Genomic DNA, 12,901 nt, shown 5'->3' with positions numbered 1-12,901 from the left:
TCGTCCCGACATTTCAGGAGAGAGTTCCGCATGAGCGATCAACGCCCGATTCTGACCACCCGCCAGGGCCATCCGGTCCGCGACAACCAGAGCACGCGCACGGTCGGCGAGCGGGGACCTGCGACCCTCGAGAACTATCAGTTCATCGAGAAGATCACCCACTTCGACCGCGAGCGGATTCCCGAGCGGGTCGTGCATGCCCGCGGCGCCGGCGCGCACGGCTACTTCGAGGCCTACGGCAAGATCGGCAACGAGCCCGCCTCCAAGTACACCCGCGCCCGGGTGCTCAACGAGACCGGCGTGAAGACGCCGATGTTCGTGCGTTTCTCCACCGTGGCCGGCGCCAAGGAGTCGCCTGAGACCGAGCGCGACCCGCGCGGCTTCGCGGTGAAGTTCAAGACCGTCGACGGCAACTGGGACCTCGTGGGCAACAACCTGAAGGTCTTCTTCATCCGCGACGCGATCAAGTTCCCTGACATGATCCACGCGTTCAAGCCGGACCCGGTGACGAACCGCCAGGAGGCGTGGCGCTTCTTCGACTTCGTGGCCCAGCACCCCGAAGCCATCCACATGGTGACGCACCTGAAGTCGCCCTGGGGCATCCCCGCGAACTACCGCGAGATGGAGGGCTCGGGCGTCAACACCTACAAGCTGGTCAACGACCAGGGCGAGGCCGTGCTGTGCAAGTTCCACTGGGAGCCCAAGCAGGGCATCCGTAACCTCACCTCGGCCCAGGCGGCAGAGATCCAGGCCAAGGATGTCGGTCACGCCACCCGCGACCTCTATGACAACATCTCCAAGGACAACTTCCCCGAGTGGGAGTTCTGCGTGCAGATCATGCCGGACGGCCCGAACGACCACCTGTCGTTCGATCCCCTCGACGACACGAAGCTGTGGCCGGTGGAAGACTTCCCGCTGCTGCCCGTGGGCCGCATGGTGCTGGACCGCGTGCCGGACAACTTCTTCGCGGAAGTCGAGCAATCGGCGTTCGGCACTGGCGTGCTGGTCGACGGCATCGACTTCTCGGACGACAAGATGCTCCAGGGGCGCACGCTGTCCTACTCGGACACCCAGCGTTACCGCGTCGGCGCCAACTACCTGCAGCTGCCGATCAACGCGCCGCAGCCCGGCGTGAAGGTCTACTCGAACCAGCGCGACGGCCAGATGACCTACGGCGTCGACGGCACCGGCCCGAACCGTCACATCAACTACGAGCCCTCGACCCTGGCCGAAGGCCTGCGCGAGGCTCCAAAGCCGGCGAAGGACTACCACCAGCCGGTCCAGGGCCAGCTCGGCCGCTATCAGACCTCGCGCACCGAGGACGACTATACCCAGGCGGGCGTGCGCTACCGCTCGTTCCAGGATTGGGAGCGTGACGACCTGATCGCCAATCTCGTCGGCGACATGAAGCAGTGCCCGGAGCCCATCCAGCTGCGGATGGTCTGGCACTTCTGGCATGCCGACGAGGATTATGGCCGCCGCGTCGCCGAGGGTGCGGGCATCGATCTGGAGAAGGCCAAGGCCCTGCCGCCGCTACCGGGCCGCGCGGCTCCGGGCAAGCGTCTCCAGGCCGAGACCTACACCGATGGCAGCCAGGCCCACCGCGTCGCCGCCGAGTAATACCAAGTCTCACTGCCCCTGACCCATAGGTCAGGGGCAGTGAGGTCCGGCGGACGACCGCTGCCGCGCAGTCGCGCGGGCAGACCTCGATGAGTCAGACTCATCGAGGTCTGGTATAAGCTTCGGTCATTCGGACTAGAGCATTTTCAAGCGAGGTGGATGCCGGCTCGCGTGAAGAAAATGCGGCTACACAGCAGGTTAGAGAATTTTCCGTGATCCGGAGATTGCGGAAAATGCTTCAAGCCATGACCTCCCCGCGATCCTCGTGATCGCGGGGATTTTTTATGAGGTCATCCGGCGGCGGAAGGCGCTCCGACCTTCCGGTCGCGGCCCGCGCCGAGGGCGAAGAGTCCCGACGCCACGGCGATGACGCAGAACAGTCCGGCCGAGACGCGCCACCCGCCGAACAGGTCGTGCGCCAGTCCGAATCCCAGCGGGCCGAGGGCGGCGATGGAATAGCCCACCGCCTGGGACATCGCCGAGAGATCGGCCGCGCCGACCCCGTCGCGGGCGCGCAGCACCACGATGGTGAGGGCGAGACCGAACAGGCCGCCGATCCCCAGCCCGAGCCCGATGCCGAACGGGAGGACGAAGGCCACAGGGGCATCGACGAGGGCGAGGAAACTTGCCGCAGAGAGGGCGAGGAGGGCGATCGCGATTCCGCGCTGATCGCGCAGGCGTGCCGCGAAGGCCGGCACGAGGAGGGCGCTCGGTGCCTGCCCGATGCTCATGATGGAGGTGACGAACCCGGCCTCCACCGCCGAGAGGCCGCGGCTCTGCAGCACGACCGGGAGCCAGCCGAAGGTGATGTAGGCGAGCGAGGATTGCAGGCCCATGAACCCGGTGACCTGCCAGGCGAGGGGATCGCGCCAGAGCGGGCGGCGGCGGGCGGGGGGCGGCCCTTTCTCCCGGTGGGGTACGAAGACGATCCAGGCGATGGCCGCCGCCACGGCGGGCACGGCCCAGGCCGCCATTGCCCGCGTCCAGCCCCCGAAGGCATCGGCCAGGGGCACCGCCGATCCGGCACCCGTGGCCGCGCCGAGACAGAGGACCATCGTGTAGAGGCCTGTCATCAACCCGGCCTGCCCGGAGAAATCCCGCTTCACCAATCCCGGCAACAAGACGCCGGCAAGGCCGATCCCGACGGCCGCGATACAGGCCCCGGCGAACAGGGGAGGGAGCCCGCCGAGCCCGCGCAGGGCCGAGCCGAGGGCGATGACCAGGACCGCGACCAGCACGCCGCGCTCCGCCCCCGTCCGGCGGACCATGACCGGGCCGAGCACGCAGGCGAGGCCGAGGCACAGGACCGGCAGGGTCGTCAGGAACGCCGCTCCCGCGGCGGTCAGGCCGGTCTCGGCCCGGATGGCATCGAGCAGGGGGCCGACGGAGGTGAGGGCGGGGCGCATGTTGAACGCGACCAGCATCATCCCGAGCCCGACGAGGACGGGGCGGGCGCTTCGGAATGTCGGTTCGGTCATGCGATGCGGCGCTTTCGCCAGTGACGACGCTTTCACGAGGAGCGACGCTTGGCCAGGAGGGCGATGAGGCCGAGGCCGGCGAGCATCCCGGCAAAGGGCAGGTCACGCAGGGCGGCATAGGTGGTGCGGCCAGGCAACCGGACGGGGAGATCCGCGTCGAGGATGCCCTCCACGCCCACGGGCAGGCTGGCCGTGATGCGGCCATAGGGATCGACCACCGCCGAGATGCCGGTATTGGCGTCACGGACCAGGGGCAGCCCCTCCTCCACGGCCCGCAACCGGGCCTGGGCAAAGTGCTGGCGCGGCCCCGGCGTATCGCCGAACCAGGCATCGTTGGTGAGGTTCAGGATCAGCCCCGGTACGGGCGCCGGACCGTCGGGCGCATGTCCGGGCAGGATTTCACCGGGGAAGATCGCCTCGTAGCAGATGGTGGCGACGACGGGAGGAAGCCCCGTCACGTCGAGAAGGCGCTGGCCGGAGCGGGTGCCGGGCGTGAATCCGCCGGGGATCGAGACGAACTGGCGCAGCCCCACCGCCCTCAGGGCGGCGTCGAGGGGACCCGGCAGATACTCGCCGAACGGAACGAGATGAACCTTGTCGTAGATATCGCCGAGCGTCGGACCGGACGAGATCGTCAGGATCGAATTGAAGAAGTGCGGCCGCTCGTTCGGCAAGGGCTCCTCGGCGCGGGCCGCGCCGGTGATGAGCTGGCGGCCGGCGGGAAAGGCGGCGGCGATGCGGGCCAGGGAGTCCGGGTCGCGCTGGATCAGGAACGGAAAGGCCGATTCTGGCCAGATCACATGGGTGACGTCGGCGATGCCGGTCCGGTCGGGAGCGGCGGCGCGATCACTGAGACCGATGTACCAGTCGATGATGTCGGCCCGGTTCTCGGGCCTGAACTTGGCGTCCTGGTTGAGGTTCGGCTGTACCAGCCGCAGGCGCACCCCCGGCACGGTGGCGGTGGGGCTCGCCGGCAGGCGAGTGGCGCCGAACGAGGCCATCATCGCCAATCCGACACAGGCCAGCAGGGCCGGCGCGTAGCGCCCGCGCGCCGTCTCCGCCGTGGCGAGGGTGGCGGGCGCGGCCGCGATCACGACGGCCAGAAGCGTGAGTCCGTAGAGCCCGATCACCGAAGCGGATTGCATCAGCCACAGGCTCTGGCCGAGGGCCATGCCCAGCGTGTTCCAGGGAAACCCGGTGAAGAGGTGACCGCGCAGCCACTCGCAGGCGGAGAGGCCGACGGCGAGAGCGGCGAGACGCGCGGGTCCACGGGACCAGAGCAGGCGCGCCAGCGCGAACCCCGCCGCGTAGAACAGCGCCAGGACGGCGGGAAGGCCGATCACGCCGAGGGGCAACGCCCACAGGAACTCGTCCGCCTCCACCAGGAAGGCGGAACCGAGCCACCACAGGCCGGCGGTGAGATAGCCGAAGCCCCAGGCCCAGCCGATGACGGCGCAAGCGAGAACCGCACCACGGTTTCCCCGCCGCCCCGTCGCCGCCCCGTCGATCAGCCAGACGGCGGTGCTCAGCGAAACGACGAGGGCGGGCAGGGCGCCGAACGGCGGCATCGCCAATGCGCCGAGGGCACCGGCGGCGATGGCGACGAGGATGCGGCGCCAGCCGGAGGTGAGCATGATCCACTGCGCGAGGTGAGCGAGCGGCCCGGTCGCGCTTCCGCGCACGGGCGCCGGGCGCGACCCGGCACCGTCGAAGGCGTGGCTCATCTTCGGGTCATCCCGGCTGGAGCGTCGGCCCGAGCTGTATCCGTCACGTCTCGGGGGAGGCTGATGGGAGACGAAAGCCTGGCGCAATGTCCGCGGCGCGCCATCGAGCGCGAGGCGCTACGAGGCTTCGGCGACGGGGCCACTGCTCGGCGGTGGCAGGGCCAGGGGAATGAGCGGGGCGATCTTCATCGGGCCGCGATGCAGCCGCAGCCGTTTCACCCGGCGCGGATCGGCATCGAGCACCTCGAATTCGAGGTCGCCCGGCCCGGTGATGAGCTCGCCGCGCGAGGGCACGCGCCCGGCCAGGGTGACGATGAGGCCGCCGATCGTGTCGATCTCCTCGGCCATCTCCCCCACCGCCGCCACGAGATCGACGCCGCTCACCTCCGACACCTCGGCGAGCCCGGCGCGGGCGTCGGCCACGAACACGTCGGCATCGCCGTCGACGCGCTGGACGAGGCGGCCTTCGGCCACGTCGTGCTCGTCCTCGATATCGCCGACCACCATCTCGATGAGGTCCTCGATGGAGATGAGGCCATCGGTCCCGCCATACTCGTCGATGACGAGGGCCATGTGCGTGCGCGTCGCCTGCATCCGCACCAGGAGATCGATGGCGGGCATGGACGGCGGCACGAACAGGACGGGACGCTGGATCCGGGTCGACGCGAGGGTCGCGGAAAGATCGACATTGCCGAGATTGAGCGCCTTCAAGGCGCGGGTGCCCCGGCGCGGGCGCGGGGGAACCACGGCGACGACATCGCCCGACGTGTCGGGGAGGGCGCTGGCGGCGGCGGCGCTCGGGCGACGGATGGTCGCTTCGGCCCTCGCGGCGATGTGGTCGACGAAGTCGCGGATGTGGACCATGCCGCGCGGGTCGTCGAGGGTCTCGCCGTAGACCGGAAGCCGCGAATGGCCGGCGGTGCGGAAGAGCTTGAGCAGGTCGCCGAGGCTCGTCTCCATGGAGACGGCGACGATGTCGGCGCGCGGAATCATCACGTCATCCACCCGCACCTTGTGCAGACCGAGGACGTTCTTGAGCATGGCCCGCTCGAGGGGGGAGAACACGTTCTCGCCCGAATCGGGTTCGGCCAGCGCATCCTCGATGTCGTCGCGCAACGAATCGCGCGGTCGGAGATGGAAGGCGTGCAGCAGGCGATCGTACCAGGGCTCGCGCGCCTGTACCTCACCATCACCGCTACTGGGCGCAGCCTGAGCCGCGCCGCGACTTCGATCGTTCGTCATGTCTCTCTGATCTGGGATTGCGGGCGGAATCGCCCCTCAGTCGGCATAAGGGTCGGGAATACCGAGGCCGTGCAGGGCTTCGGTCTCCAGGGCCTCCATGGCGTTCGCGTCCGCGTCGCCGGTCTCATGGTCCTGGCCGAGAAGATGGAGCGTGCCATGGATCAGAAGGTGCGCGAGGTGGTCTTGAAGCGGTTTTCCCTGCTCGGCACTCTCGCGCAGCATCGTGTCATACGCAAGAACGACATCGCCGAGGGGCACCGCGACACCGGCATGGGCGGGTTGCGGCGGGGCGGGAAAGGACAGGACGTTGGTGGGCTTGTCCTTGCCGCGCCAGGTGCGGTTCAGGTCCTGGACCACGGCATCGGTGGTGAGGAGCACGCTCACCTCCACCGGATGATCCGGGGCGTCGGGGGCGATGGCGAGGCCCGCCTCGATCGCACGGATGACGAAGGCTTCGAGGTCGGGGACCACGGAATCCCAGCGCGGGTCCTCCACGGCGACGTCGATCTCGGATTCGATCTCGGGCATCGGCGTCAGGCCAGGGGACGGCGGCGGGACGTGGGTGAGCGATCGGCATCGCCTTGGCCATGGGCGGCGGTCTCATAGGCCGTGACGATGCGGCGAACGAGGTCGTGGCGCACCACGTCGACGTCGCGGAAGGTCACCCGCCCGATCCCCTCGACGCCGTCGAGGATGTTCACGGCCTCCACGAGGCCGGATTTCTGGCCGGGCGGCAGATCCACCTGGCTCGGATCACCGGTGATGATCATCCGCGAGTTCTCGCCGAGACGCGTCAGGAACATCTTCATCTGCATCGAGGTGGTGTTCTGCGCCTCGTCGAGGAGGACGACGGCGTTGGTCAGGGTCCGCCCGCGCATGAAGGCGAGGGGCGCGATCTCGATGACGCCGGTCTGCAGGCTGCGATCCACGTGCCGCGCCTCCATGAAGTCATAGAGCGCATCGTAGATCGGGCGCAGATAGGGGTCTACCTTCTCGCGCATGTCGCCGGGCAGGAAGCCGAGGCGTTCGCCGGCCTCGACGGCGGGACGGGACAGGATCAGCCGCTCAACATGGCCCTGTTCCAGCAGGGACACCGCATAGCCCACCGCGAGCCAGGTCTTGCCGGTGCCGGCGGGGCCTTCGGCGAAGACGAGTTCGTGGTTGCGCAGGAGCTTGATGTAGGTGTCCTGGGCCGCGTTGCGCGCCCGCACGGCGCCGCGCTTGCGCGTGGCGATCTGGTCGAAATGGGGACGATCCGGCTCGGCGCTCACCTCGGCGGAGGGAAAGAGGTTGCCCTGGAGCGTGGTCTCCTGGATGGCGCCGTCGACATCGCCGAGGGTGAGGGCGGTGCCGCTCGCCGTCACGCGGGCATAGAGCCGCTCGAACACCTTGCGCGCCTTCTCGGCGGAATCCGGCGGACCCTTCACCACGAGGTGGTTGCCCAGGGCCGTGGCGGTGACGGCGAGGCGCCGCTCGATATGGGCCACGTTCTGGTCGTACTGGCCGAAGACAAGGCTGGCGAGCCGGTTGTCGTCGAAGGTCAGCGATACGTCCACCGTCTCCACGATCTCTCCGATGCGCGCTGCCGGCCCACGCCCGCGCAGGGGCGCCCCCCGTCCACTCAGACCGTCAGATGCCGGCACGCCGGGGCTCCTTGCTGTGGGTATCGCGAGCATCGCGAATGGATCGGGGACGGCACGACGCGGGCGGCCCACCGCCCGGCGTGGAAAGGGGGTTGCCGGGCATGCGCACGCTCAAGCGGCCGCCGCCTCGTCGGTGACGGCTTCGCCGAACAGGCTGTTCGAGCCGGCGCGGACCACGCGCACGGGCACGACGGTACCGATGGCGGCGGCCGGGGCATCGAACTGGACGGGCAGGAGATGCGGCGTCTTGCCGGCGACCTGGCCCGGATGACGTCCGGCCTTCTCCACCAGCACCTCGACCACTTGGCCCACGGCGGACGCGTTGAAGGCGTGACGCTGGGCGTCGAGCAGGGCCTGGAGCGCCGCCAGCCGCTCGGACTTCACCGTCTCGGGCACGGCGTCCTCCCGCTCGGCGGCCGGTGTGCCGGGGCGCGGGCTGTACTTGAACGAATAGGCCGACGCGAAGCCGATCTCCGCCACGAGGCGCATCGTCTCCTCGAACTCCACATCGGTCTCACCGGGAAACCCGACGATGAAGTCGGAGGACAGGGCGATGTCCGGCCGGACCCGACGAACGCGCTCGATCAGCCGGCGATACGCGTCGCTCGTATGCTTGCGGTTCATCGCCTGCAGCACGCGGGTGGAGCCCGACTGAACCGGTAGATGCAGGTAGGGCATCAGCGCGGCGATCTCCCCATGCGCCCGGATCAGGTCGTCGGCCATGTCGTTGGGGTGGCTCGTGGTGTAGCGCAGGCGCAGGAGGCCGGGAATCGACTCCAGGGCGTGCATCAGCGCGGGAAGCGTCACCGGAACGCCATCGGCACCAATCCCGTGATAGGCGTTGACGTTCTGCCCGATCAGCGTGAGTTCGCGGGCCCCGCCCCGAACGAGCTTTCGCGCCTCGTCCAGGATCGCCTCCACGGAGCGGGAGACTTCGGCGCCGCGCGTATACGGCACGACGCAGAAGGCGCAGAACTTGTCGCAGCCTTCCTGCACGGTGAGGAAGGACGAAACCGCCGCCGTCCGCCGGATGGGAAGGTGATCGAACTTGTCCTCGACGGGAAACTCCGTGTCGACCACGCGCGTCGAGGCGGAGCGGGTGAGGAGATCGGGGAGGCGATGGTAGTTCTGCGGGCCGACGACGACGTCGACCGAGGGCGCCCGCGCCAGGATTTCCTTGCCTTCGGCCTGCGCGACGCAGCCGGCCACCACGATCCGGGTGTCGAGGCCGGCCTCGGCCCGGGCCGTCTTCAGAACGCGCAGGCGGCCGAGTTCGGAATAGACCTTGTCGGCGGCCTTCTCACGGATGTGGCAGGTGTTGAGGACGACGACATCCGCCTCCTCGACGCTTTCCGTGGCGGCATAGCCCTGGCTGGCGAGCAGGTCCGACATGCGGCCCGCATCGTAGGCGTTCATCTGACAGCCGTAGGATTTGACGAAGGCTTTCTTCAACGCGACCGTTCCAGCACCGTAGGATCCTCGGGCGTCGCTCGGACGTCCTCTGTTGTCGGCGGTGCTAGCACGTTTCACCCGGCCCGTCGCTTCCTTGCGACACTACGCACGCGGCTGACGGGGCTCAGGCCGCGATGTCGGAGGTAACGAGCGTCGCGACGACGGGCGCTGCGCCGGGAGCCCCCGCCGCCCCGCCGTCCCATCGCCCCGTCACCGAAGCCTGCATCGCCCTGCGCACCGACGCCTGGGCCATGGCGGTGGCGCGCTTGCGGTCGGTGCCGGCCTCGAAGCCGATGGGATCCCCCCAGACCACGTGGACGTCGATCGGCCCCTCTCTCAGGAAGACCGCAAGATGCGGCGCGAGTTCCATGTCGCCATACCAGGCGATGCCCGGCCGCTCGGACCGGACCACGGGTAGGCCGTTGCGGCGCGGATAGGTGAGAGCGAGCGGCTGAAGCCGGATACGGTCACGGGTGCCGCCCTCGGCATCGATGGCGGCGCGGGCGGCGCCCACGAGGGAGGAGCGGAACGGCAGCAGCCGCGTCCCGTCCCCCGTCGTGCCTTCGGCGAAGAGGACGATGAGATCGCCGTCGGTCAACCGGTTCGCCACCGTGGCGTTGACGCTGGCGGTGGCGGCACGGCGCGCCCGGTCGATGAAGACGGTGCGCTGCAGCCGCGCCAGGGTTCCCACCACGGGCCAGCCGGAAATCTCCGATTTCGCCACGAAGGAGAGCGGCCGCAGCGACCCGAGGACGAGGATATCGAGCCAGGAAATATGGTTGGACAGGACGAGGGCCGGCTCGCCCAGGGCGGGCGGCGTACCGCTCTGGGTCACCCTCACCGAGAACAGGGCCAGGACGATGCGGTGGAAATAGGTGGGCGTATGGGCGGCGATGCGCCCCCGCCCGAATTTCAGGCTGAGGAGATGCGGCCCGACCAGCACGCCGAAGGCGAGGAGACAGATCAGGAGCCGGAAGACGGTGCCGAGACGCGTCATCGTCCGCCGCCGGTCACGGATCGCAGCTCACGACAGGGACGCCGTCATGGTGAAGGCGGTGGCGCGGCTGCCATCGGGGCGGGCATAATACCCCGTCCGCTCGCCGACCTGCCTGAACCCGTGCCGGGCATAAAGCTTCAGGGCGGCGGCGTTGCCCTCGTCGACTTCGAGATGGACATTCCGCACGCCGTTCAGGGCGAGATGGCCGAGATGCTCGCGCACGAGCTTGTGGCTGAGCCCCCCGCCGCGCATGGCGGGCGCCAGGACGACGGTGAGAATCTCGGCCTCGTCGGCGACACGGCGCGAGAGGATGAAGCCCTGGATCGCACCGGCGCGCCACAGGGCATGGGCCTCGGTGGAGCGCTCGCACAGCATCCGCTCGAATTCATGGGCGTCCCACGGCCGCGCGAAGGCGGTGGCATGGAGGCGGGCGAGGGCGGAGGCGGAGGCGGAATCGCGCAGGGGCGCGACATAGGGCTCGCCGCCCCAGGCGTCCCACCAGGCCACCCACCAATCGAGAGCCCAGAGCGGAGAGACGGGACGAATCATCGACGGGCCAGCCTCGCGTGATCCTGGGGAGTGGCGTCCGGTCCGCGCAGATAGAGGGGGCGAGCCAGGGCTTGGGCGGGGTCGGCCAGCATGCCGAGGGAGGCGATCCAGGCGATCTGCGGCGGCCCGGCATCGCTGACCGTCGCGGCGATGCCGCGGGATCTGAGCAGGCTCGCGAGAGCGGGCGCCCCGGACCCGACGAGGGTGGCGGTGTCGCGGCCGACGTGATCCGCCGCTTCCTCGAGCCGCAACAGGCTCGGAGGCACGACGATGCCTTCGGCCATGTTCATGGCCTGAAAATACACCGAGCCGTGCCGGGCATCGATCGCGGCTGCGATCAGGCCCTGGCCGTTTGTGGCGAGGAGCGGAGCCAGGAGCGCGGAGAGGGTCGTGACGCCGACCACCGGAATCGTTGCCGCGAGGCCGACGGCCCGGGCGGCCGACAGGCCGACGCGCAGACCGGTATAGCTACCGGGGCCGACGGTGACGGCGACCCGGTCGAGGCTCTCGAACCCGCCCTCCACCCGCGCCATCACGCGTTCGAGCATGGGAAGCAGCGCTTCGGCGTGGCCACGTGCCAGCGTCATGGATTCTTCCGCGAGGAGATCGTCGGAGAGATCCGTCGCGATGCAGACGGAGCAGGCGTCGAGCGCCGTGTCGATAGCCAGGATACGCAACGTCACTCCAGATCGGGATGCCCGTCGGGCACGGGAGTTTACGACGGAAAAGGCCGCCCCGTCAGTGCGGGGCGGCCTCGACAGCAACGAAGGGCGCGGGGTGTTGCGCGCTTGCGACGGCGATCAGACCGCCTGGACCTCGCGCACCTCGGGGAGGAAGTGCTTGAACAGGTTCTGCACCCCGTGCCGGAGAGTGGCCGTGGAGGACGGGCAGCCGGAACAGGCCCCCTTCATCTCGAGGTAGACCACGCCTTCCTTGAAGCCGCGGAACGTGATGTCGCCGCCATCGCTGGCCACGGCCGGGCGCACGCGGGTCTCGAGCAGGTCCTTGATGGTGACGACGGTGTCGTGGTCCGCCTCGTCGTAGAACTCCTCCGCGTCGTCGCCGCCGAGGACGACGCCTTCGGCCAGGACCGGGGCACCGGACTGGAAATGCTCCATGATCGCACCGAGGATCGCGGGCTTCACCTGCGGCCAGCCATGCTCGTTCTCGATCTTCGTCACCGAGATGAAGTCATGGCCGAAATACACCCCCGCGACGCCGGGCACGTCGAACAGGCGCTGCGCCAGGGGAGAGCGGGCGGCGGCGTCGGCATCGCGCGCCTCGAAGGTCGATTCGGGCAGGACCACGCGGCCGGGCAGGAACTTCAGGGTCGCGGGGTTCGGAGTGGCTTCGGTCTGGATGAACATGGCTTTGACGTATCCTCGTCCGCTGCGCCGGTTCAAGGCCGGCCGGGAAGGGCGCCGGGAATGGCCCGCGCCTCTCTATCCATGTGGACCGCGCGCGGGATTTTCTCAACCTGCACGGCCAGGCGGGACTACACGCCGGCGCGCTTTCGCGGTGAGGGGATGTCGACAAGAGCCGATGCTTCCTGTATGGCCCGCGGCAACTCAAAACAGGATGCCGAAATCCTGACGCACGTAGTCCCCTCCTGGGATCGCGGGCGCGCACCGGCAGGAATTTGACCATGAACATCATCCAGCAGCTCGAGCAGGAGCAGATCGCTGCGCTCGGCAAGACCATTCCCGACTTCCAGCCCGGCGATACGGTGACCGTGAACGTCAAGGTGAAGGAAGGCGAGCGTACCCGCGTGCAGGCCTATGAAGGCGTGTGCATCGCGCGCTCCGGTGGCGGCCTCAACGAGAGCTTCACCGTCCGCAAGATTTCCTACGGCGAAGGCGTCGAGCGCGTCTTCCCGGTCTACTCGCCGATGATCGATTCGATCGCCGTCGTGCGTCGCGGCAAGGTCCGTCGCGCCAAGCTGTACTACCTGCGCGACCGTCGCGGTAAGTCGGCCCGTATCGTCGAGCGCGCCGACCGTCCCGCCGAGAAGGCCGCCAAGGCCGATGCCTCGAAGGCCAACAAGGACGCCCGCAAGGCCGAGAAGGCCGCGAAGTCGGCTGCCAAGACCGCCGCGGAGTGACCGCTGCCGAGTAAGATCTTCGGCGCGACACGTCGGAATTGCGAAAGGCCGGGCATTGCCCGGCCTTTTTCGTTGCCGGATGGACGCCGCATCGG

12 protein-coding genes are annotated in these 12,901 nt (G+C 69.0%); 2 read left to right on the top strand and 10 right to left on the bottom strand.

All coding sequences use genetic code 11. The annotated features are described in order from the left end of the window. The first annotated feature begins 30 nt into the window (after positions 1-30). Entirely contained in the window at positions 31-1,620 is a 1,590-nt protein-coding gene (locus MKK51_RS24830) for a catalase (protein WP_243982021.1), read from the top strand. A 290-nt stretch (positions 1,621-1,910) separates the two neighbouring features. Here the strand turns inward: MKK51_RS24830 and MKK51_RS24825 are convergent, their stop codons facing one another. From MKK51_RS24825 to MKK51_RS24780, 10 genes are all read right to left on the bottom strand, one after another. Continuing rightward, positions 1,911-3,098 (bottom strand): MFS transporter, encoded by a 1,188-nt coding sequence (locus MKK51_RS24825; RefSeq protein ID WP_243982020.1) that lies wholly within the window; start codon positions 3,096-3,098, stop codon positions 1,911-1,913. 32 nt (positions 3,099-3,130) lie between these two features. Next, complete coding sequence (lnt, locus tag MKK51_RS24820) at positions 3,131-4,822, bottom strand: apolipoprotein N-acyltransferase (RefSeq protein WP_243982019.1); 1,692 nt, start codon at positions 4,820-4,822, stop codon at positions 3,131-3,133. Between the two features lie 117 nt (positions 4,823-4,939). After that, positions 4,940-6,064, bottom strand: a complete 1,125-nt coding sequence (locus MKK51_RS24815) for a hemolysin family protein (RefSeq protein ID WP_243982018.1) — start codon at positions 6,062-6,064, stop codon at positions 4,940-4,942. 36 nt (positions 6,065-6,100) lie between these two features. Continuing rightward, positions 6,101-6,592, bottom strand: a complete 492-nt coding sequence (ybeY, locus tag MKK51_RS24810; protein ID WP_243982017.1) for an rRNA maturation RNase YbeY — start codon at positions 6,590-6,592, stop codon at positions 6,101-6,103. Between the two features lie 5 nt (positions 6,593-6,597). Next, positions 6,598-7,740 (bottom strand): PhoH family protein, encoded by a 1,143-nt coding sequence (locus tag MKK51_RS24805; RefSeq protein ID WP_279601300.1) that lies wholly within the window; start codon positions 7,738-7,740, stop codon positions 6,598-6,600. 78 nt (positions 7,741-7,818) lie between these two features. Continuing rightward, the gene (gene miaB / locus MKK51_RS24800; protein ID WP_243982013.1) at positions 7,819-9,159 is read right to left on the bottom strand and encodes a tRNA (N6-isopentenyl adenosine(37)-C2)-methylthiotransferase MiaB; all 1,341 of its coding nucleotides are present in this window, start codon (positions 9,157-9,159) and stop codon (positions 7,819-7,821) included. 124 nt (positions 9,160-9,283) lie between these two features. Continuing rightward, a complete protein-coding gene (locus MKK51_RS24795; RefSeq protein WP_243982011.1) occupies positions 9,284-10,156 on the bottom strand; it encodes a lysophospholipid acyltransferase family protein in 873 nt (290 codons plus the stop codon). A 27-nt stretch (positions 10,157-10,183) separates the two neighbouring features. After that, positions 10,184-10,705, bottom strand: coding sequence for a GNAT family N-acetyltransferase (locus MKK51_RS24790; RefSeq protein ID WP_243982010.1), 522 nt, complete (start codon positions 10,703-10,705; stop codon positions 10,184-10,186). Further along, positions 10,702-11,382 carry a tRNA (adenosine(37)-N6)-threonylcarbamoyltransferase complex dimerization subunit type 1 TsaB gene (tsaB, locus tag MKK51_RS24785; RefSeq protein WP_243982008.1) on the bottom strand — a complete coding sequence of 227 codons (681 nt, stop codon included), beginning with the start codon at positions 11,380-11,382 and terminating at the stop codon, positions 10,702-10,704. Before tsaB ends, MKK51_RS24790 begins: the two co-directional genes overlap by 4 nt. Before the next feature lie 123 nt (positions 11,383-11,505). Continuing rightward, positions 11,506-12,072 (bottom strand): NifU family protein, encoded by a 567-nt coding sequence (locus tag MKK51_RS24780; RefSeq protein ID WP_243982006.1) that lies wholly within the window; start codon positions 12,070-12,072, stop codon positions 11,506-11,508. A 278-nt stretch (positions 12,073-12,350) separates the two neighbouring features. Here MKK51_RS24780 and rplS point away from each other — a divergent pair, with 278 nt between their 5' ends. Then, positions 12,351-12,806 (top strand): 50S ribosomal protein L19, encoded by a 456-nt coding sequence (gene rplS, locus MKK51_RS24775; RefSeq protein WP_018042354.1) that lies wholly within the window; start codon positions 12,351-12,353, stop codon positions 12,804-12,806. Positions 12,807-12,901: the final 95 nt, after the last annotated feature.

Origin of the sequence: Methylobacterium sp. E-045 (genome assembly GCF_022829685.1) — a bacterium.
GTDB lineage: Bacteria > Pseudomonadota > Alphaproteobacteria > Rhizobiales > Beijerinckiaceae > Methylobacterium.
Note: the sequence above shows the minus strand (reverse complement) of the source record. Positions and strands in the feature narration are given on the sequence as shown.